Genomic DNA, 20,409 nt, shown 5'->3' on the forward strand with positions numbered 1-20,409 from the left:
CACGACTACCAGGTAACTCCGACGTGAAGTCGTGAGCCAGGGGGGACTCGATGACGAGAAAGGCTCCAGATCCGATGACTGAACCGACGAGGGCCACGGCGGCGACGGCGCCGCACCGGCCCGAGCACGACCCAGCGCCAGGCACGCCTGGCCGCTCACCGCGCCGGGGGGATGCGCAGAAGGCTGCTCGCCCCGGTGCTCGCGCTGTGCCTCGGCCCGGCGCTGGCCCTGCCCGCCGGCGCGGCCGCCGAGACCGACTACCCGTTCCGCGACATCGACCTGCCGCTCGAGGAGCGCGTCGAGGACCTGCTCTCCCGGCTGACGCTGGAGGAGAAGGTCTCGCTCATGCACCAGTGGCAGCCCGCGATCGAGCGCCTGGACGTCCCGGCCTTCCGCACCGGGACCGAGGCGCTGCACGGCGTCGCCTGGCTGGGCGAGGCCACCGTGTTCCCGCAGGCCATCGGTCTGGCCAGCACCTGGGACCCCGAGCTCCTGGAGGACGTCGGCGAGGCGGTCGGCACCGAGGTCCGCGGCTTCCACACCCTCGATCGCTGGTACCACGGGCTCAACGTCTGGGCGCCGGTCGTCGACCCGCTGCGCGACCCGCGGTGGGGACGCAACGAGGAGGGCTACTCGGAAGACCCGACCCTGACCGGCGCCATGTCGATCGGGTACACCGACGGCCTGCAGGGGGACCACCCGGACTACCTGCTCAGCGCACCGCTGATCAAGCACTTCCTCGGCTACAACAACGAGGTCGACCGCGACCGGACCAGCTCGAGCCTCCCGCCGCGGCTGCTCAACGAGTACTACCTGAAGTTCTTCGAGCCGGCGCTCGCCGCCGGAACGGCCAACGGCATCATGGCGTCGTACAACCTCGTCAACGGCCGCCCGGCGCACCTGCTCCCCGAGATCAACGACAAGGTGCGGGAGTGGGCGCCGGAGGAGGTGCTCGTCGTCAGCGACGCCTACGCGCCCGGCAACGTCGTCGACTCCCAGGGGTACTACGACACGCACGCCGAGAGTCACGCCGCGCTGGTCAAGGCCGGTGTCGACAGCTTCACCGACCGCGGTGAGGACCCCTCGTTCACGACGGCGAACCTCACCGCCGCCCTCGACCAGGGTCTGCTCACCGAGGCTGACCTCGACGAGGCGCTCGGCCACACGCTGAGCATCCGCTTCCGCCTCGGCGACTTCGACCCCGAGGGCGCCAACCCCTACGCGGACATCACCGCCGACGTCATCAACGACCCCGAGCACGCGGCGCTGGCCCGGCAGGCGGCCGCCGAGCAGATGACCCTGCTCAAGAACGACGGCGAGGCGCTGCCGATGGCCGGGGACGGGACGGTCGCCGTCGTCGGGCCGCTCGGTGACACGCTCTACGAGGACTGGTACGCGGGCACGATGCCGTACAAGGTGACGGCCGCGGACGGTCTCGCCGAGCGGCTCGGTGCGGAGAACGTGACCACGAGCGAGGGCGTGGACCGCATCGCGCTGCGCGAGGCCGGCACCGGCCGGTACGTCACCGCCGGTACCGACGACGACGGCGAGGTGCTCACCGCGAGCGCCCCGACGGCGGGCGCTGCCGAGGGACTCGACGTCTTCGACTGGGGCGAGGGCGTCGTCGCCCTGCGCACCACGGCGAACGGGAAGTACGTCTCGCTCGGCGGGTCCAACCGGCTCGTCAACGACCAGGTCCAGCCCAACGGGTGGGTGGTGCAGCAGACCTTCAACCTCGTCGAGCTCGACGACGGCACGACGGCCCTGCGCCACGTCGCCAACGGCCGGTTCGTCACCGTCGACGGTCAGGGACGCCTGGCGGCCACGGCCAGGGACGAGGCCGGCGCAGCCCGCTTCGAGATCGACACCGTGCGCGACGGTCAGGCCGAGGCCGTGGAGGTCGCCGGCGCGGCCGACACCGTCGTCATGGTGGTGGGCAACAACCCGTACATCAACGGCCGCGAGACGCAGGACCGCACCGACATCACCCTCCCGGCGGCGCAGGAGGAGCTGCTGCGGGCGGTGACCGCGGCCAACAAGGACGTCGTCCTGGTGGTCATGTCCAGCTACCCGATCGCGATCCCGTGGGCGCAGGAGAACGTCCCGGCGATCGTGTGGACCTCGCACGCCGGTCAGGAGACCGGGAACGCGCTGGCGGACGTGCTGCTCGGCGACGTCTCCCCCGCCGGGCGCCTCACCCAGACGTGGTACCGCTCCGTCGACGAGCTGCCCGACATCCTCGAGTACGACATCGCCAGGAGCGGGATGACGTACCAGTACTACGAGGGCGACCCGTTGTACCCGTTCGGCCACGGCCTGTCGTACGCCGACTTCGAGTACGGGGAGGTCTCGGTGAGCTCGCGGACGGCGAAGGCCGGGGACACCGTCACGGTGAGCGTGGACGTCACCAACACCAGCGGCGTGGACGGTGACGAGGTGGTCCAGCTGTACACGCGCGCGCTCGACGCACCGGTCCCCCAGCCGCTCAAGCAGCTCCGCAGCTTCGAGCGCGTGCACGTCCCCGCGGGCGAGACCGTGACCGTCGACCTCGAGGTCGCCGTCGAGGACCTCGCCTACTGGGACGTGGAGTCGGAGAGCGAGGTCGTCGCAGCCGGCCGCTACGAGGTCCTGGTCGGCGCGTCGTCCGAGGACGTCCGCGGCACCGCCGAGCTCCGCGTGCCGGGGTCACAGGGCACCCGTTCGCGGGACCTCTCCTCCGAGCCGGTAGCGGTGAAGAACTTCGACGACTACTCCGGCGTGGAGATGGTCGACACCACCAAGGTGGACGGCACCGCCGTCGGGGCCTCCGAGGGTGACTGGGTCGCCTTCCACGACGTCAGGCTGCGCGGCGGCGACGCCAAGGTCGAGGTCGTTGCCTCGCGTGAGGACGGAGGAGTGGCCACCCTCGAGGTCCGTCTCGGCAGCCCTGACGGCACGCTCGCCGGCACGCTGGAGGTTCCCAGCACCGGTGACCGCTACGAGTACGTCACCGTCGAGGCCGCGCTCGACGCGGCCGGCGGGCCTCAGGACGTCTATCTCGTGGCGCGGGGTGACATGCGGCTGGACACCGTCCAGCTGACCCGCTGATCCGACCTGCCCACCCCCGACGGCCGGGGCGTCCTCACGAAGGACGCCCCCGGCCTCGTCTCTGGTGCCTTCGAAGCAGCCGATCGCGAGCTCAGGCGGTAGCGCGAGGGAGCGACCCCGTACTCGGCGGTGAAGGCCAGACGGAGGGACTCGGCCGTGCCCAGGCCGCACCTGCGGGCGACGGCGGCGATGGTCAGGTCCGTCGAGGTGAGGAGATGGGCGGCGGCCTCGGTGCGGGCCCGGCGGACGTAGCGTCCCGGTGTGTGCCCGGTGTGCTCGACGAAGAGGCGGGTGAGCTGGCGTGCGCTGACGCCGGCGTGAGCGGCCAGCGCTCCGGGCGAGAGGTCCGCGTCCAGCCTTGACGAGACCAGATCGGCCACCGCCCGTACGGCCTCGTGCCGGAACTGCGGCCGAGCGGTGAACATGCTCATCTGGGCCTGGTTCCCCGGACGCTGCAGGTAGGTCACGAGCCCGCGTGCGACCCGGCGCGCCAGCTCGGGCCCGTTGTCCTCCTCGATGAGCGCCAGCGTCAGGTCCAGTGCGCTGGTCACGCCCGCGGAGGTGTACACGTTCCCGTCCCGGATGTAGATCGGGTCCGCGTCGACGCGCACTGCTACGTAGTCCCGGGCCAGCTGGTCCGCGTACCGCCAGTGGGTGGTGGCCCGGCGGCCGTCCAGGAGGCCGCTCGCCGCCAGGACGGTGGCACCCGTGCACACCGAGGCCACCCTCCTGCTCAGTGCGGCGATGCGGCGCACGTGGGTGACGATCAGCGGGTCGGCGCCCGCCTCCTCGTGCCCGAGTCCCCCGGAGACGACGACGGTGTCCACCGGCGCGGTCCAGCGCTGCAGGGACTCCTGGCCCTGGAGCGACAGGCCCGAGTCGCACTCGACGGGTCCCCCGCCGGGCGTGAGCAGGACGACGCGATAGCCGGGCACGGCACCCAGGCGCGTGGCGAGGCACAGGGCCGAGGTCACGCAGGAGATGTCGAGCAGCTCCACCCCGGCGTACCCCACGACCGCGACGAGCCGTTCACTCATCGGTCACCGCCCCGTGCCTGAGAGACATCCGTCCCAACGTCCCAGCCATCCCCCACGCTACCCCTAGGGGGTATCACGCTGGAGGGAAATGCTAGTGCCGTCCACCAACCACGTGGGATCCGGCCGCCCGCTCGGCCGCTCGGCGAACAAGCGGACCGCATCCCACTCACGACGGCGGGAAGACCATGAGCCACATCAGTCCAGAGTTCGCCAGAACGATCCACGAGGAGCGCCTCGCGGAGGCGGAACACCTCCGGCAGCTCCGCCACCTTCCCGAGGGCCAGGTGGCCGGGCGCTCGCTGCCGGCCGGTGCCCGTCGGCTCCGCCACGGCCTGGCAGACGTCCTTCGGCGTCTCGACAGGCGACTGCGGGTGACCGCATGAGCGCGAAGCCCACCGCCGGTCGGACCGCTCAGGACGTCACGGCGCTGCCCCAGGGCGACGTGGGCCTGCTGCGCTCACCGGTCGCCCAGGCCCTCCTCCGCTCCACCGAACTGGCTCGGGTGGCGTACGTCGCCCACGACGGCACGCCCCGCGTGTTTCCCATGCTGTTCCACTGGAGCGGCACCGAGCTGGTCCTCTGCACGTTCGCGGGCGCGCGCAAGATCCGAGCCATCAGAGCCCGCCCCGGCATCGCGGTGACGATCGACGCCGCGGCCACGCCTCCGCAGGTCCTCCTGCTGCGCGGAGACGCCGTCGTCACGGACGTCGACGGCATCGTCCCGGAGTACGTCCTGGCGCATCGCCGCTACGCCGGCCGGCAGCAGGGCGACGCCAACGTGGCTGCCGTCGACCGCCCGGGCGTCCGCATGGCGCGGATCGCTCTGCGGCCCTCCTGGGTGGGCGTGCTCGACTTCGTGACCAGGCTGCCGGGCGCTGTCTCCCCCGAGGTCTTCGCCGAGCGAGGCAGCGCATGACGAACGGCCGCCGAGGTGTCTCGCGCAGTGGTCCGGCCGCCCCGGCTCCCCCGAACGCGTCTTGCACCAAGTCACCGCGCAACCGAGAAAGGCATGAGATGAGTGTTGAGAATGCCAGGCACACGGTCGGCACCGACGCGCCGGCCGGCACCCGACGGCGAACCCTCGTGCAACGCTGGCCCGCCGCGCTCGGGCTGGGCGTCGCCGTCGTGCCCCTGATGACAGGCCTGGCCGACCGCGACACCCTCGCGATCGGTGTCACCGCGGCCGCCCTGTGCTACCTCGCTGCCGCCGCGCTGGGCAGGCCGTGGGTCGCCTGGGCGAGCATCGTCGGCGTCCCTCTGGTGGTGGTGGCCGGTGAGCTCGTGGGGCTGCCGCGCTGGGCCACCCTCGGCCTGACCGGGCTGGCGCTGGTCGCGGTGGGACTCCGGTCCGGCACGCGGCGACCGACGCTGGCGCAGGCCGGCGCGCTCGCCGGTTTCGGCGCGCTCGCCGTCATCGCCCTGAACCTCGACCCCGGCGTCGGACTGGTGGTGGCAGGTCTCACGCTGGCCGGCCACGGGGTTTGGGACGTCATCCACTACCACCGCGACGAGGTGGTGCCCCGCTCACTCGCCGAGGCCTGCCTCGTGCTGGACGTCGCCCTGGGCCTGGGCTGCATCGCCCTTGCTGTCACCCGCTGATCTATGCACCAGTCACGACGTCCGTGCCGTGGGCGGAGCCGGCGTCAGCCGGCGGCACCCACGGCGCGGCGTCGTGGGTGCCGACGTCGTGACGCAGCCCTCTGGGCGCCCGGAGAATCAGCGGCGCGCACGCTCCTGGGCAAGGTGCGTCGTGCGCACGTCGTCGATCCACACCTGCCGTGAGGTCGGCCCCCCGAAGCGCTTGCGGTCGTAGCCGGTGAACGGCGGCTCCAGCTCGTCGAGCCGGTCCACCGCCGCAGCGAGGCGATCCCGCGAGCCCCCGCCCTCCTCGAGCGCAGCGATCTCCTTCTTGATCTCCTCGATCACCTCGTCCTTCGCCCGGATCGTCGTCGGGGAGACCGACCACAGGCAGACGTACTGCCCGGACAGATACCCGTGCGTCCACTCCGCCTCGGCCACGTCACGTTCCTCGGCCGGCCACTGCCCGAGGAACCAGTCCCGCAGCGCCGTCTCCGAACCGGCCTCCTGCACGGGACCGAGGAAGTCCGTGTGCACCATCGGCGTCCCGTCCGAGAGCAGGTAGGCCGGCAGCGGGAGCCTCCGCTCGGCCATCAGCCGGAGGACCTGCTCCCGCGGGTGGTCGTCGGTGTCCGGGACCGGCACGAAGTGCCGGCGCACATAGTCGTCGTCCTCCGGCGTCATCGGGTGGTTCCCGTTCAGCTGCAGGTACAGCTCGCGAACTCGCTCAAGACTCACGACGACGAGCCTAGTTCGCCGAGCCGGGAGGAACTGCCGGGCAGCCGAGCCCACCGTGGCGCTCGCCGGTCCATCATGGGTCCATGAGCTCCGTCGACGCGGCCATCGCCAAGATCTCCTCGCCGTCGCGCGAGGCGATGCAGCACGTCATCGATGTCGCGCGGCGGCTCGCTCCCGACGCCGAGGACGGCATGAGCTACGGGATGCCCGCGCTCCGGGTGGGGGGCAAGCCGTTCGTCAGCGTCGTCGCCGCTGCGAAGCACCTCTCCCTGTTCCCGTTCTCCCCGGCGGCGATCGACGCCGTGCGCGCCGACCTGGCTGGCCACTCCCTCTCCAAGGGCACCGTACGCTTCACCGCCGAGCACCCGATTCCCGACGACGTCCTCGAGCGGCTCCTCCAGGCCCGGCTCGCGGAGATCGACGGAACGCCCGAGGAGGACGTGCTAGCCGGTCACCCGACCTGACCGCTGGCGCCGGCGATCCTCCCGCCGTCGGATCAGCTCCTCGACGGCGCTCGGCAGGGTCGTCTCGAAGTCGATCAGCTTCGCCCACGTGGGCGTGACGACGACGCGCACCATGCTCTCGTAGAGCGAACGCACCTCAGCCTCCCAATGGACGCGCTGCTCGGGCGTCATCCTGTAGGTGCCGTTCGCCTCGAAGTACTCCTCCGGGATGCCGTCGACGTAGTCGAGCTCGGCCCGTCCCCGGATCAGCAGGATCAGCGGTGGATGCACCTCGGTGTCGATCGTCAGGGCCACCGCCGGGTTGTGGCGTAGTGCCGCGAGCTTGGGCGCGTTGGTCGGGGTGCACATGACGATCTCGGCACCGTTCCAGGTGAAGCCGATCGGGACGACGCGCGGGGTGCCGTCCTTCCCGGTGTAGGCCAGCCGGGTGATGTCGCGGGCCAGGAGCTCCTGGCTGGTCGGGTGGTTCAGGATCTCGGTGATCTCGTGCGGCTCCACGGTCGGTCCTCCTTCGTCACGGGTCGTTCCGGCGGCCGTCCGGCCCTCGTCCCCTGGGACGGAGCGAGCACGGCCCATTCGACACCGGGCGCGTGCCGATCTCCAGGACTTTGGCGCTGCGAGGATGGACCCGTGCGCACGATCACCGACGCCGAGCGGCGGGCCCGCCTCGCCCGCCGTCACCGGCTCGCCCCCGAGCACCGCGCCGCGGACGTCGTCGACGCCACGGACGCGATGGTGGCCCTGCACGCCACCGACCACTCGACCGTGCACCTCTCGGCGTGGGCCCGCACGGACGGCCTGACGCGCGAGGACACCGACCGGGCGCTGTACGCCGAGCGCACGCTCGTGAAGCAGATGGCGATGCGCCGCACCCTGTTCGTGGTCACCCGCGACTCCCTCCCCGCGGTGGTGGCCGGCCCCGGCGCCCGCGTGGCCGCGACCCAGGAGCGCCAGCTGGTCCGTGACGTCGAGCGGGCGGGTCTGACGCCCGACGGCGCCCGCTGGTTCGAGGAGGCCGCGTCCGCCGTCGTCGCTCTCCTCTCCGACGGCACCGGGGGCGACCTGGCCGGAGCTCCGCGACGCCGTCCCCGCCCCTGGCTGCGCGGCGTCGCGGCCGGCGGGGTGAGGCTGACGGGCCTGCCCTCCACCCAGAAACCGGGGCCGAGCGGGAAGGTGCGGCGCCCGCCGTGACGGTCCTCGAGCACGACGACGTGCATCCCGCCGGACTTCTCCACCCGGACGACGGCGCCCACGAACCCGGAGGTGACCTCCTCGACCACCAGGCCGGGCTCGGCCGCCTGGTCGCGCGTGACGGGCCGGTGCGCGTAGGACCCGGTGCGGTGCGGGTCGGCGGAGAGGACGTCGGAGCCGTAGCGGTCGTTCACGCGGGCAGGGTAAGCAGTGTGGGCACCGCCACCGCGGCAGGGACGCGCGTGATGCGTAGAATTAGCACTCAGGGGTCGAGAGTGCTGGCCTGGGAGGAGGTTGGAATGAGCGAGGACCGTCGCCTCGACGTGCTCCGGGCCATCGTCCAGGACTACGTCGCCACCCGGGAGCCCGTCGGTTCCCGGATGCTGGTCGAGCGCCACGCCCTCGGTGTCTCGCCGGCCACGATCCGCAACGACATGGCGGCCCTGGAGGAGCACGGGCTGATCGCCCAGCCGCACACGTCGGCCGGGCGGGTGCCCACGGACAAGGGCTACCGCCTCTTCGTGGACCAGATCGGCACGATCAAACCGCTCTCCGCCGCGGAGAAGCGCGCGATCCAGGTGCTTCTCGACGACGCCGTCGACCTCGACGACGTGGTGGAGCGGACCGTCCGCCTCCTCGCCCAGCTCACCCACCAGGTCGCCGTCGTGCAGTACCCGTCGCTGCGGCGCTCCACCCTGCGGCACCTCGAGCTCGTCCCGCTGAGCCCGAAGCGCCTGCTCGTGGTCATCATCACCGACACCGGACGCGTCGAGCAGCGCACCATCGAGACCGCCGCGGAGATCGACCCCGGCGTCACGGCGGAGCTGCGCGCCCGCCTCAACGTCATCGGCGCCGGCCGGCGGCTGCAGGCCATGACCGCCGAGCTGGAGGCGCTCCCGCAGCAGTTCGCCCCCGAGCACCGCGGCCTGGTCCGGGCGGTCAGCGAGCAGCTGCTCGACGCCCTGCGGCAGGACGCCGAGGAGCGGATCGTCCTGGCCGGCACGGCGAACCTCGCCCGGTCCGACGTCGACTTCAGCCGCACGATCGGCCCGGTCCTCGAGGCGCTCGAGGAGCAGGTGGTCCTGCTCAAGCTGTTCTCCGAGATGGAGGAGGAGACCGTCGCGGTGCGGATCGGTGCCGAGAACCACCACGAGGGGCTGGCGGAAGCGTCGATCGTCGCGAGCGTCTACGGTGGGGAGGTTCCCTCCGACGGCGTCGCCCGCCTGGGGGTGCTCGGCCCCACGAGGATGGACTACCCCGGAACCATGGCGGCCGTGCGCGCCGTGGCCCGGTACCTCTCCCGGATCCTCGCCGGGTAGCTCCCGGCACCGTCCGGTGCATGCACACTGACATACCCCAGCAGAGAGTGACGTGGTGAACGACTACTACGAGATCCTCGGTGTCTCCCGCCAGGCGAGCGCGGAGGAGATCAAGAAGGCCTACCGCAAGCTGGCCCGCAAGCTCCACCCGGACGTGGCGGGCCCGGACGCGGCCGACCGGTTCAAGGACGTCACGCGAGCCTACGAGGTGCTCTCCAACCCCGAGAAGCGCCAGATGTACGACCTCGGCGGCGAGTCGGCACTCGGCGGCGGGGGGCGCCGGCGCCGCGGGGTTCGGCGGCTTCCAGGACATCTTCGAGACCTTCTTCGGCGCGGCCGCGGGCGGGGCGCCGCGCGGCCCCGTCCCGCGCGGCCGCCGCGGCCAGGACGCGCTCGTCCGGCTGGACATCGAGCTGTCCGAGGCGGTCTTCGGCGCGACCCGCGAGCTGCAGGTGGACACCGCAGTCATCTGTCCCACCTGCCAAGGCTCCTGCTGCCGGCCCGGCACCTCGCCGCGGACCTGCGAGGTCTGCCACGGGCGGGGCTCCGTCCAGCGCGTCACGCGGTCCTTCCTGGGCCAGGTCATGGCCACCTCCGCCTGCGCGGCCTGCCAGGGCCACGGCACGGTCATCCCGGACCCGTGCCAGGACTGCTCCGGCGAGGGCCGGGTGCGCACGCGCCAGACCCTCCGGGTCGAGGTGCCCGCGGGCGTGGACTCCGGCACCCGCATCCGCATGAGCGGGCAGGGCGAGGTCGGTCCCGGCGCGGGCACGCCGGCGACCGAGACTGTCCGGTCGGCCGGCGCGGTCCGGTCGGCCGGCGCGGTCCGGTCGGCCGAGCTGATGGCGGTGGTCATCTCTCTCCTTACGAAGCAGTGGTGGCGAGCGGGTCAGTCGTGACGAGCGGGACAGTGGTGCGAGGGTCGGCGCCGGCACGCGGCGAGCCCGTCGCCGGCGAGGCGGCGGCGAGCGAGTCCGTGGCGAAGGACTCGGCGTCGAGCCTGTCGCCCGCGCCGTGGGCAGCAGCGGTCCACCCGAGGGCCGGTGCCACCTCCGCGGCGATGAGCTGGATGGAGCGCAGGACGTCCTCGTGCGGCGGGTCGACCGAGTGCACCTGGAAGCTGACGTCCGTGGCACGGGCGAGCGCGGTGTCCTGCGCCAGCAGCTCCATCACCTCCTCGGGCGTGCCGACGTAGCTGTCCGTGCGCCGGATGACGGTGTCGAGATCGTCGACCGGCAGGTCGTGACCGATCGCCCGCAACTTCTCGACCGCCCGAAACAGACCCGCACCGGCAAGCACGCGCGCCCGCTGCCGGTCCTCCGTGACGAACAGGGTGCGGGAGGCGAGGATCCGCGGCTCGACGCCGGCGGGAAGCGCGGCCTGGTAGGCGTCGATCAACGGGTGCTGGATCTCGCTGAGCGTGGCGTCGGGCTGCCCGGAAGGGCGCGGCTGCGTGCGGGAGAGCATGAGCCCGTCGCCCGCGGCGCCCGCCCGCTCGGCCCCGGCTGAGGAGAATGTCGCCTGCCACAGACGCTGCGCGAGCCCGGGCGCCGCCGGGTAGAGCCGGTTGCGCGGGTCGCCGAGGCCCTCGCCGACGAGGGCGGCCCGCAGGACGTGGAGCTTCGCCGCGTGCACGGCGTGCTTGTCGGCCGCGTCGAGCCCGAACGCGGAGAACGACCTCGGCGTCCCGCCGGAGCCCACCCCCAGCTCGACGCGCCCGCCCGAGAGAACGTCGAGCACCGAGGCGTCCTCGGCCACCCGCACGGGGTTCTCCAGCGGCAGGGCGATGATCGCCGTGCCCAGACGGATCCGCTCCGTCACGGCCGCGAGATGGCCCAGCAGGACGAGCGGCGACGGGAGCCCGCCCTCCTCTCCGTCGAAGTGGTGCTGCGCCACCCAGGCGGCGTCGAAGCCCAGGCGCTCCGCGAGCTGCACCTGCTCGACGGCGTTGCGGTAGCGCTCCGCCGGGGGCGCGTCGTCGAGGATGCGGGTGAAGATGCCCAGTCGTGTCGTCATCGTGACTGCTCCTGCCTGGGGGTCGGGGTGGCGTCGTTGGTCACCGTGGCGAGCTGTCCCGTGGTCGCGGTCACGGGCTGCCCGATGCGCCCGATGGCCGGGAAGGTCCAGGAGGTGCGAGCCCCGTGCCCCGGGATGGCGGCCAGCAACGCCGCCGTGTACTCGTGCTCCGGGTGCGCGAAGACCTGCTCCGTCCGTCCCTGCTCCACGACCTTCCCGGCCCGCATGACGGAGACGGTGTCGGAGATCTGCCGCACGACCGCCAGGTCGTGCGAGATGAACAGATACGTCAGGCCGAGGTCGGCCTGCAGCTCGCCGAGGAGGTCGAGGATTTGCGCCTGGACGCTGACGTCCAGGGCGGAGACGGCTTCGTCCAGCACGAGCAGCCGCGGTTCGAGCACCAGCGCCCTGGCGATCGCAACCCGCTGCCGTTGCCCCCCGGAGAGCTCGGCGGGCCGACGGCGGAGGACGTCCGCCGGCAGCGCCACCCGGGCGACCGTCTCCGCAGCCCGGGCCGCACGCTGCGCCCGGCCGGGGCGCTCGCCCCGCGGAACGTTGCGCAGCGGCTCGGCGACGATCTCCCCGACGCTCTGGCGCGGGTCCAGCGACGAGAACGGGTTCTGGTAGACCAGCTGCGTCCCACGCCGGAACCGCCGCAGCGCCTCGCCCCGCAGGCCGGTCACCTCCTCCCCCTCGACGACCACAGAGCCGGCCGTGGGCCGGCCGAGGCCGACGACCGCACGCGCCGTCGTCGTCTTCCCGGAGCCCGACTCCCCCACCAGGGCGTGCGTGGTGCCCCGGACGACGGCGAAGCTGACGTTGTCTACGGCGCGGAAGGAGCCGGCCCGGCGGTCGCGGGCGAACTCCTGGACCAGCCCCGTGACGACGACGGCGTGCTGGGCGTCGCCGGCCTGTTCGACGAGCGCGGCGGTGCGAGCACGTTCGTCCGCCGCCGGGGCGTGGAACGCCGGGGCGTCCGCCAGCAGCGAGCGGGTGTAGGCGGCCTTCGGGGAGGCGACAAGCTGCGCCGTCGGGCCGTCCTCGACGACCTTGCCGTCCTTGAGCACGACGACGCGGTCAGCGCGGTCGGCGGCGACGGCGAGGTCGTGCGTGATGAGCAGGACGGCGGTGCCGAGCTCGCGCTGGAGATCGCCGAGCAGGTCCAGGACCGTCTGCTGGACCGTGACGTCCAGGGCGGACGTGGGCTCGTCGGCGATGACGAGCTCCGGCTCCAGCGCGATGGCGCCGGCGATGAGGACACGCTGCTTCATCCCGCCGGAGAGCTCGTGGGGGTACTGCCGCGCCCGGACCTCGGGCTCCGGGATGCCGACGCGCTCGAGCAGCTCGAGCACGCGGGCGCGGATCTCGGCCGCCGAGCCGTACCGGTGGATGCGCAGCACCTCGGCGAGGTTGTCGCCGATGGTCTTGACCGGGTTGAGCGAGTTGTTCGGGTCCTGGGGCACGAGGCCGACGCGCCGGCCGCGCACGGACCCGAGGCGCCGCGCGTCCCAGCCGCTGATGTCCGTGCCGTTGATCGCCACGGTGCCCGACTCGACCCGCCCGTTCTCGGCGAGAAGACCGATCACGGCCTGCGCCGTCGTCGTCTTGCCGGAGCCGGACTCGCCGACGACGGCGACCACCTCGCCCGGCCCGACGTCGAGGGAGACCCCGTGGACGACGGTGCGCGTCTCGGAGCGGGTGCGGTAGGAGACGACGAGGTCGCGGACGGACAGGACGGCGAGGCGCCCGGGCGCGGATGCGGCACCGGCCCGCGCCGACGCCCCGGCGGGTGCCGCCGTTCCGCGCTCGGCCGACGGCGGCGGAGCCGCACCGGCCGGGCGTGCCTCAGCGTGAGGCGCGGCGGAGGCGAGGGTGGTGGTGGTGCCGGTCATGGGTCAGCTCCTCCTCAGGGCGATGCTGATGCGGTTGGCGGAGAGGACCACGGCCACCAGGACGAGGCCGGGCAGGGTGGTGAGCCACCAGGAGGTGGCGATGTAGTTGCGGCCCTCGGCGATGAGCAGGCCCCACTCCGGCGTCGGCGGCGGTGCCCCGTACCCGAGGAAGCCGAGGGTCGAGATCGCGATGACCGCGGTGCCGACCTGCAGGGCGGCGAGGGAGACGACGGCACCCACGGAGTTGGGCAGGACGTGCCGCCAGAGCACGGGCAGGAACCGTGCGCCGCCGGCGAACGCGGCCTCGACGTAGTCGCTGCGCCGCACCCGGACCACCTCCGAGCGGGACAGCCGCGCGAAGGAGGCGACCGAGCTCACGCCGACCGCGATGGCGGCGTTCGTGGTCCCGAACCCGAGCAGGATGAGGACGCTGAGCATGAGCAGCAGCGCGGGGACGGCGAGCAGGACGTCGACGACCCGCATGACGACGTCGTCGGCGATCCGGCCGGCCGAGCCGGCGAGGACGCCCAGCGCCGTGCCGACCACCAGGCCCACGCCGACGGCGACCACTGCGCCGGTCAGCGACTCCCCCGCCCCGTGGACGACGCGGGCGAGCAGATCGCGGCCGAGGGCGTCGGTGCCGAACGGGTGCGCGGCGCTGGGCGCCTGCAGCTTGTCCGCCGGCACGCCGACCACCGGGTCGTGGCTGGTGAACAACGCCGGGACGAGGGCCCAGGCGAGGACTACGGCGACGACGCCCACCGCGAGGACGAGGGTGGCGTCCGTCCGGCGCAGGCGGGCCCAGGCGCCGCGAAGGCGTCCTGTCGGTGGATGGCCTCCCGCCTGCCGGGTCCGGGTCACGACGCGACCGACGCCCGGCGTCGCGACGTCCGACGTCGCGGTGTCCGTGGTTCCGGCGCGTCCGGCAAGATCCGCGGTGCTCATGCGGCCAGCCCCACCTTCTGCTTGGTCCGGGGGTCGAGGACCGGGTACAGCAGGTCCACGACGAGATTGACGACGACGAACGTGGTGGCCGCCAGCAGCACCACCCCCTGCAGGACCGGGATGTCCTGCTGGGAGACGGCCTGCTCGGTGATGCGCCCGATGCCGGCGCGGCCGAACACCGTCTCCGTCACCACCGCCCCACCGATCAGCTCACCGAGCAGCACGCCGGCGATGGTCAGCGACGGCAGGACGGCGTTCCGGGCGATGGTGCGGACCAGCAGCCAGCGCGGCCCGGCGCCCTTCGCCGTCGCGACGGCGACGAACGGCTGGACGCTGACGTCGTCGATGCTGCGGACGAGGACCTGCGCGAGCGGGGCGGCGATCGGCACCGCGAGCGCCAGGACCGGCAGGATCAGCGCCTGTGCGGGGCTCGGCGCGATCACCGGGACGAGACCGAGCTGGAAGGAGAAGACCTGCACCAGGACGATCGCGAGCCAGAACACCGGCACCGCGGCGAAGAGCGACGGCAGGGAGCGCAGCAGGCCGCGCAGCCGGGCGAACGGGGTGAGGTAGGACAGGGCCGCGATGCCCACCGCGAGCACCACCGCGAGCGCGAACGACGCCGCGGCGAGCGTCGCCGTCGAGGGCAGTGCATCAGCGAGGAGCGTGGCGACCGGGGTTCCGTACTGGACCGAGTACCCGAGGTCGCCCCTCAGGAATCCGCCGAGGGCGTCGAGGTACTGCTGGGGCAGCGGCACGTCGGCGCCGTAGGCCTGGCGGACGTCGGAGATCTGCTCGGGCGTGAGACCGAGCTCGGGATTCTCGAACTTGATGAGCAGCGCGTCACCCGGCAGCGCCTGCAGCAGCACGAAGCTCAGGGTGAACGCCGCGAGCAGGACCAGTGCTGCCTGGCCCACGCGGCCGACGACGTAACGCACGTCGCCCCTCCTCTCTCCGGCCGTGGCCGAAAACTTCCTCCGGCTTCGGCCGGCGGATCGGCGCGGGCGGCGGCAGGGCCGCCGCCCGCGTGTCGGTCAGCGGTTGAGCCAGGTGTCGTAGAACGCCGGACGCCCGACGGACTCGAAGCCGACGCCCTGGACATGCGGGGCTGCGCCGTAGACCTGCGGCTCCTCGAAGAGCGGGATGTAGAGGGCCTGCTCGGTGAGGTAGTCCTGCACCGCGCCGGAGGCGGCGTCCCGCTTCGCCGGGTCCGGCTCGGAGGCGACGGCGTCGAGCAGGGCGTCGAGCTCCTTGTCCGCGGAGGCGAGCACGTCGCGGTTCTCGGAGTGGAACTGGCTCTTGATGACGTCGTGGTCCGCACGCCCGACCATCGAGTGGTACAGCGGCGAGCCGATCGGGTCGCCGGCCGCCGCGGTCACGGTGGCCGTGTCCGCCGTCCTCACGTTCAGCTCGACCCCGATCCGGGCGAGCTGCTGCGAGACGAGCTCGAGGTTGGGCTTGGACAGCGGCTGGGCGTTCGAGGCGTAGACGTCGAGCGAGAGCCGCTGACCGTCCTTCTCGCGGATGCCGTGGGCGCCCGGCACCCACCCGGCCTCGTCGAGGAGCTGCCCGGAGAGCTCCGGGTCGTAGGCGATTCCCGCGGACTCGTCCTTGTACCCCAGCGCGCTCCTGCTCAGCTGCGACGTCGCCACCGGGTAGTTCTCGGTGTAGACGGTGTCGACCACCTCCTGGGCGTCCACGCCGTGCAGGAGCGCCTGGCGCACGCGGACGTCGCCGAGGAGGGGGTTCGCGGGCCGGAGGGCCAGTCCGTTGTTCACGCCCCGGGTCTGTGGCGCGTAGAGGTCGAAGCCGGCCGCGGTGACCTGCTCCTCGTCGTAGGCCTGGACGTAGCGGACGTAGTCGGCCTGGCCCGAGGTGAGCGAGCCGATGCGCACGCTGTCCTCCGGTGTGACCACGATCTCGATCGCGTCGAGGTAGGCGCGGCCCTGGTGCTCCAGCGACGGCGGCGCCCAGTCGTAGTCCTCGCGCGCCTCCAGCCTGATGCGGGTGCCGATCTCCTCGTCCGCGACGACGAACGGGCCGGAGCCGACGATCTCCGTGGAGCTGCCGGCGCCGAACTCCTCGAGACTGCGGTCGAGCGTGTCCGGGGAGACCAGGCCGGAGTTGATCGTCGACGTCGCCTGGAGGAACCCGGGCGCCGGGGCGTCGAACCGGAAGGTCACCGTGTCCTCGTCGACGACCTCGCTGCCCGCGTAGTTGTTGATCGCCTCCGAGACCGTCAGCCCGAGCTCGCCGTCGCCGAGTCCGAAGGTGTCGAAGTTCTGCGCGACGGCGTCGGCGTCCAGCGGCGTGCCGTCGGAGAACGTCACGCCGTCCCGGAGGTTGAAGGTGTACTCCGTGGCGTCGGCGTTGACCTCCCAGTCGCTGGCGATCCACGGCTCGATCTCGAGCGTCTCGGGGTTCTGGTACGTCAGCCGGTCGGCGATGTTGTTGACCAGCCCGCCGTTGGGGTAGAAGCCGGCCTGCGGCGGGTAGAGGTTGGTGTGCGGCTGGTACTCCAGGTACACGAGCTCGCCGCCGGTCACGGGCCCGCCGGCCGGGGCGTCGGCGGCCGTCGCGCCCTGCTGGGCGCCGCAGGCGGCGAGCATGCCGGCGGACGAGACGACGGCGACGGCGGTGAGCGCCTGGCGGCGGGTCGGGGTGCGGCGGGACGCCGGTGACATGGGTGCTCCTACGGGGATGTGTGACTGTGAAGAGGTTGGGTCGTCGTGGTGCGGCCGGCGGCGCCCGACGGGTGCCGCAGGCACGCGCAGCCGGTGCGCGGTCGGACGCACGAAGGGCCGAGAAGGCTGCGCAGAAGTCGTGTGCGGAGGCGCGCACCGGCCCTCACGGGTCCGTCACGCTCGACGGCGAGGAGCTCACCGGACGGTCGGTCAAGGACCGGCTGCGTGCGGGCATCGGGTTCGTCCCCGAGGACCGGTCCACGGACGGCATCATCTCGTCCTTCTCGGTGGCCGAGAACCTCGTGCTCGACCTGTACGACACCGAGCCCTACGCCTCGGGCCTGGCGATGAGCCCGGCCGTGGTCCGCGAGAACGCGACCCGGCGGGCCGACGAGTTCGACATCCGGCTCACCTCCACGGCGGACCCGATCTCCACGCTCTCCGGCGGCAACCAGCAGAAGGTCGTCATCGCCCGCGAGATGTCCCGTCCGCTGCGGATCCTCATCGCGTCCCAGCCCACCCGCGGCCTGGACGTCGGCTCCATCGAGTTCATGCACCGGCGCATCGTCGAGGAACGCGACCGGGGCACCCCCCGTCATCATCGTCTCCACCGAGCTGGACGAGGTTCTCGCCCTCGCCGACCGCATCGCCGTGATGTACCGCGGCCAGATCGTCGGCATCGTCGACGGCGGCACTGACCGGGACGTGCTCGGCCTCATGATGGCGGGCGTCCCCCTCGAGGAGGCGCAGGCGCAGGCCGCGGAGCACAGGACCACCCTGGCAGCGGCCGACGCCGCGGCCGAGCAGGAGGGAACGTCGTGACCGACCCCGTCAACGAGACCCCGCAGACCGCCGCCCAGCCCGGTGACGTGGTCGCGCAGGGCGAGCAGGTCCCCGCACCCCAGGACGCGCCGGGGACGGCCGTGGCTGGGGGACGGGCAGGCGACGACGGCGCAGCGCCGGAGACCCGCACCCAGCAATTCTTCCGCGAGCTGCTCTCCGGCAGCTGGCTGGTGTCGGTCCTCGCGATCGTCGTCGCGCTGTTCGTCGGCGGTGTCCTCATCGCGCTGGCCGACCCGCGGGTCCAGGAGACCGCCGGCTACCTGTTCGCCCGGCCGAGCGACTTCTTCGGGGCCGTCTGGGACACCGTCTACGGCGCGTACCGGGCGATGTTCCGGGGCTCCGTGTACGACTTCCAGTCCGAGACGGTCAGCCGCGGGGTCCGCCCGCTGACGGAGACCCTGGTGTTCTCCGTGCCGCTGATCCTCGCCGGTCTGGGCCTCGCCGTCGGCTTCCGGGCCGCCCTGTTCAACATCGGTGCCCAGGGCCAGATCGTCCTCGGCGGCATCTTCGGCGCGTTCATCGGGTTCACGTTCGACCTGCCCGTCGTGGTGCACGTGACCCTGGCCGCGCTCGGCGCCGCGCTCGGCGGCGCCATCTGGGCCGGCATCGCCGGTGTGCTGAAGGCCCGGACGGGGGCCAACGAGGTGATCGTGACGATCATGCTCAACAACATCGCGGTCTACCTCGTCGCGTACCTGCTGACGACGCCCGCGTTCACGCTCCCGAACTCGCCGTTCCCGAAGTCCCCTGACGTCCCGGCCGAGTCCGCCGCCTACCCGCTCCTGCTCGGGTCCTCGTTCCGGCTTCACGCCGGGTTCCTGCTCGCGATCGCGGCGACAGTCTTCGTGTGGTGGCTGCTCGAGCGTTCCACGATCGGCTTCGAGATCCGTGCGGCCGGCTCCAACCCCAGCGCCGCGCGCACCGCGGGGATCTCCGTCAACCGCGTCGTGGTGCTCACCATGGTCATCTCGGGCGCGCTGTGCGGGCTCGCGGGCTCCGCCCAGGTGCTCGGCACAGAGCGCGCGCTCACCGCCGGCGTGGCCGCGAGCTACGGGTTCGACGCGATCACCGTGGCCCTGCTGGGCCGGTCCCGGCCCCTCGGGACGTTCCTCGCCGGGCTGCTCTTCGGCGCCCTGCGGGCCGGCGGCGTGCTCATGCAGTCCACCACGCAGACCCCGATCGACATCATTCTCGTGGTGCAGTCGATCATCGTGCTGCTGATCGCCGCGCCGCCGCTGGTGCGGGCGATCTTCCGGCTCCCGGCCCCGGGGGCCCGTCCGCGGGGTGCGCGCACCCCGGTCGCGAAGGAGGCGGCGGCATGAGCGCCGTGATGACCGAGCAGGCCCGGCCGCAGGAGCGCGAGGACACCGTCCTCAGGCCCATCAGCTGGCGCTGGCCCGTGGTGTACGGCGTGCTGACCGTCGCGGCGATGCTGTTCTTCACCCTCCTGCCGGGCCTCGAGGGCGACACCGTCTACCAGCTGTCCCGGGGGGGCGACTTCTTCCAGATCCCGAACATCGCGGTGCCCGCGGCGCTGACGAACTGGCTCCTCGTCGCGGTGATGGCCGTGCTGACCGGGCTGGTCACCTGGCTGACGAGCCGCCGGCGGGACGTGGGCCGGTGGATGCACGTCGTCTTCGGCATCGCGTTCGTCCTGACGTTCCTCACCTACGTCGGTGCCGGCCGCGCGACGGTGATCCCGGTGACGACGCTGCTCTCCGGCGCGCTGGCGCTCTCCGTCCCGCTCGTCTTCGGCGCCCTGTGCGGCGTGGTCTGCGAACGTTCCGGCATCGTCAACATCGCCATCGAGGGCCAGCTGCTCGGCGGCGCCTTCCTGGCCGCCGTCGTCGGCTCCCTGACCTCCAGCGCCTACCTCGGGATGATCGCCGCCCCGGTCGCCGGCGCCCTCGTCGGCGTGCTGCTGGTCTTCTTCGCGGTCCGCTACTGGGTGGACCAGATCATCGTCGGCGTGGTGCTCAACGTGCTGGTGGTCGGCGTGACGAGCTTCCTCTTCTCCACGGTCCTCACCGAGGACAAGGCCACCTGGAACGCCAACCAGCGCCTGCCCGAGCTGCCCGTCCCCCTGCTGTCCGAGATCCCCGTGATCGGGCCGGTGCTGTTCCGGCAGACGCTGCTCGTCTACATCATGTACGCGGCGGTGATCCTGCTGCAGATCTTCGTCTTCCGCAGCCGCTGGGGCCTGCGCATGCGCGCGGTCGGCGAGCACCCCAAGGCGGCCGACACCGTCGGCATCAAGGTCAACCGCACCCGTGTCGTCAACACCATCTTCGGCGGCGCCATCGCCGGTCTGGGCGGCGCGTTCTTCACCGTCGGGTCCGGGCTCGCGTTCGGCAAGGAGATGTCCGCCGGGCAGGGCTTCATCGCCCTGGCGGCGATGATCCTCGGCAAGTGGAACCCCACGGGGGCGCTGGCCGCGGCGCTGCTGTTCGGCTTCTCCAAGAACCTCGGGAACGTGCTGTCGACCATCGGCTCGACCGTGCCGTCCGAGTTCCTGCTCATGCTGCCCTACGCCGTGACGATCTTCGCGGTCGCGGGCTTCGTCGGCCGGGTGCGTGCGCCCGCCGCGGAGAACATCCCCTACATCAAGTGACCGG

The 20,409-nt window shown here is 72.5% G+C and carries 17 protein-coding genes and 3 pseudogenes; 11 read left to right on the top strand and 9 right to left on the bottom strand.

Features of this window, described 5'->3' with window-relative positions; translation table 11 throughout:
• Positions 1 to 171: 171 nt before the first annotated feature.
• Positions 172 to 3,087 carry a glycoside hydrolase family 3 protein gene (locus DA06_RS01965; RefSeq protein WP_043496881.1) on the top strand — a complete coding sequence of 972 codons (2,916 nt, stop codon included), beginning with the start codon at positions 172 to 174 and terminating at the stop codon, positions 3,085 to 3,087.
• Here DA06_RS01965 and DA06_RS01970 read toward each other — a convergent pair.
• Positions 3,033 to 4,124 carry a GlxA family transcriptional regulator gene (locus tag DA06_RS01970; RefSeq protein ID WP_418606777.1) on the bottom strand — a complete coding sequence of 364 codons (1,092 nt, stop codon included), beginning with the start codon at positions 4,122 to 4,124 and terminating at the stop codon, positions 3,033 to 3,035. The two genes, DA06_RS01965 and DA06_RS01970, sit on opposite strands and share 55 nt — an antisense overlap.
• A gap of 185 nt (positions 4,125 to 4,309) precedes the next feature.
• On the opposite strand from DA06_RS01970, the gene DA06_RS01975 reads away from it, so the two are divergent.
• The 3 genes from DA06_RS01975 (at position 4,310) to DA06_RS01985 (ending at position 5,723) form a co-directional block, all read left to right on the top strand.
• Positions 4,310 to 4,507, top strand: a complete 198-nt coding sequence (locus DA06_RS01975) for a hypothetical protein (protein ID WP_043496882.1) — start codon at positions 4,310 to 4,312, stop codon at positions 4,505 to 4,507.
• Positions 4,504 to 5,040, top strand: a complete 537-nt coding sequence (locus tag DA06_RS01980; RefSeq protein ID WP_052436257.1) for a pyridoxamine 5'-phosphate oxidase family protein — start codon at positions 4,504 to 4,506, stop codon at positions 5,038 to 5,040. The genes DA06_RS01975 and DA06_RS01980 overlap by 4 nt, the downstream gene beginning before the upstream one ends.
• A 98-nt stretch (positions 5,041 to 5,138) precedes the next feature.
• Positions 5,139 to 5,723 (top strand): hypothetical protein, encoded by a 585-nt coding sequence (locus tag DA06_RS01985; RefSeq protein ID WP_043496883.1) that lies wholly within the window; start codon positions 5,139 to 5,141, stop codon positions 5,721 to 5,723.
• Between the two features lie 117 nt (positions 5,724 to 5,840).
• Here the strand turns inward: DA06_RS01985 and DA06_RS01990 are convergent, their stop codons facing one another.
• Complete coding sequence (locus DA06_RS01990) at positions 5,841 to 6,440, bottom strand: DUF6058 family natural product biosynthesis protein (RefSeq protein WP_043496884.1); 600 nt, start codon at positions 6,438 to 6,440, stop codon at positions 5,841 to 5,843.
• 83 nt (positions 6,441 to 6,523) lie between these two features.
• On the opposite strand from DA06_RS01990, the gene DA06_RS01995 reads away from it, so the two are divergent.
• A complete protein-coding gene (locus tag DA06_RS01995; RefSeq protein ID WP_052436258.1) occupies positions 6,524 to 6,904 on the top strand; it encodes a DUF1801 domain-containing protein in 381 nt (126 codons plus the stop codon).
• Here the strand turns inward: DA06_RS01995 and DA06_RS02000 are convergent.
• The gene (locus tag DA06_RS02000) at positions 6,884 to 7,402 is read right to left on the bottom strand and encodes a pyridoxamine 5'-phosphate oxidase family protein (RefSeq protein ID WP_043496886.1); all 519 of its coding nucleotides are present in this window, start codon (positions 7,400 to 7,402) and stop codon (positions 6,884 to 6,886) included. The genes DA06_RS01995 and DA06_RS02000 overlap by 21 nt on opposite strands.
• Before the next feature lie 234 nt (positions 7,403 to 7,636).
• Between DA06_RS02000 and DA06_RS02005 the strand changes: the two genes are divergently transcribed.
• Positions 7,637 to 8,095, top strand: a complete 459-nt coding sequence (locus tag DA06_RS02005) for a DNA glycosylase AlkZ-like family protein (protein WP_418608323.1) — start codon at positions 7,637 to 7,639, stop codon at positions 8,093 to 8,095.
• Here the strand turns inward: DA06_RS02005 and DA06_RS02010 are convergent.
• Positions 8,080 to 8,493: pseudogene (locus DA06_RS02010) on the bottom strand (DUF3097 family protein); the annotation flags it as partial. The gene DA06_RS02005 and the pseudogene DA06_RS02010 overlap by 16 nt on opposite strands.
• Between DA06_RS02010 and hrcA the strand changes: the two are divergent.
• Complete coding sequence (gene hrcA, locus DA06_RS02015; protein ID WP_043496898.1) at positions 8,395 to 9,414, top strand: heat-inducible transcriptional repressor HrcA; 1,020 nt, start codon at positions 8,395 to 8,397, stop codon at positions 9,412 to 9,414. The pseudogene DA06_RS02010 and the gene hrcA sit on opposite strands and share 99 nt — an antisense overlap.
• Positions 9,415 to 9,469: 55 nt before the next feature.
• Positions 9,470 to 10,184, top strand: a pseudogene (locus tag DA06_RS02020) (DnaJ domain-containing protein); the annotation flags it as partial.
• Positions 10,185 to 10,278: 94 nt separating this feature from the next.
• Here the strand turns inward: DA06_RS02020 and DA06_RS02025 are convergent.
• The 5 genes from DA06_RS02025 to DA06_RS02045 form a co-directional block, all read right to left on the bottom strand.
• Positions 10,279 to 11,430 carry a putative FMN-dependent luciferase-like monooxygenase gene (locus tag DA06_RS02025; protein WP_418606778.1) on the bottom strand — a complete coding sequence of 384 codons (1,152 nt, stop codon included), beginning with the start codon at positions 11,428 to 11,430 and terminating at the stop codon, positions 10,279 to 10,281.
• Positions 11,427 to 13,322 carry a dipeptide ABC transporter ATP-binding protein gene (locus DA06_RS02030; RefSeq protein WP_418606779.1) on the bottom strand — a complete coding sequence of 632 codons (1,896 nt, stop codon included), beginning with the start codon at positions 13,320 to 13,322 and terminating at the stop codon, positions 11,427 to 11,429. The genes DA06_RS02025 and DA06_RS02030 overlap by 4 nt, the downstream gene beginning before the upstream one ends.
• A 3-nt stretch (positions 13,323 to 13,325) precedes the next feature.
• Positions 13,326 to 14,267, bottom strand: a complete 942-nt coding sequence (locus tag DA06_RS02035) for an ABC transporter permease (RefSeq protein ID WP_418606780.1) — start codon at positions 14,265 to 14,267, stop codon at positions 13,326 to 13,328.
• Entirely contained in the window at positions 14,264 to 15,205 is a 942-nt protein-coding gene (locus tag DA06_RS02040; protein WP_043496899.1) for an ABC transporter permease, read from the bottom strand. Before DA06_RS02040 ends, DA06_RS02035 begins: the two co-directional genes overlap by 4 nt.
• A gap of 96 nt (positions 15,206 to 15,301) precedes the next feature.
• A complete protein-coding gene (locus DA06_RS02045; RefSeq protein ID WP_043496900.1) occupies positions 15,302 to 16,951 on the bottom strand; it encodes a TIGR04028 family ABC transporter substrate-binding protein in 1,650 nt (549 codons plus the stop codon).
• A 167-nt stretch (positions 16,952 to 17,118) separates the two neighbouring features.
• On the opposite strand from DA06_RS02045, the pseudogene DA06_RS02050 reads away from it, so the two are divergent.
• The 3 genes and pseudogenes from DA06_RS02050 to DA06_RS02060 all read left to right on the top strand — a co-directional run.
• A pseudogene (locus DA06_RS02050) lies at positions 17,119 to 17,746 on the top strand (ATP-binding cassette domain-containing protein); the annotation flags it as partial.
• A 23-nt stretch (positions 17,747 to 17,769) separates the two neighbouring features.
• Positions 17,770 to 19,116: an ABC transporter permease gene (locus DA06_RS02055; protein WP_418606781.1), complete on the top strand. Its 1,347-nt coding sequence runs from the start codon at positions 17,770 to 17,772 to the stop codon at positions 19,114 to 19,116.
• Positions 19,113 to 20,405 (top strand): ABC transporter permease, encoded by a 1,293-nt coding sequence (locus tag DA06_RS02060; RefSeq protein WP_043496909.1) that lies wholly within the window; start codon positions 19,113 to 19,115, stop codon positions 20,403 to 20,405. Before DA06_RS02055 ends, DA06_RS02060 begins: the two co-directional genes overlap by 4 nt.
• Positions 20,406 to 20,409: the final 4 nt, after the last annotated feature.

Source organism: Georgenia sp. SUBG003 (genome assembly GCF_000715355.2).
GTDB lineage: Bacteria > Actinomycetota > Actinomycetes > Actinomycetales > Actinomycetaceae > Georgenia.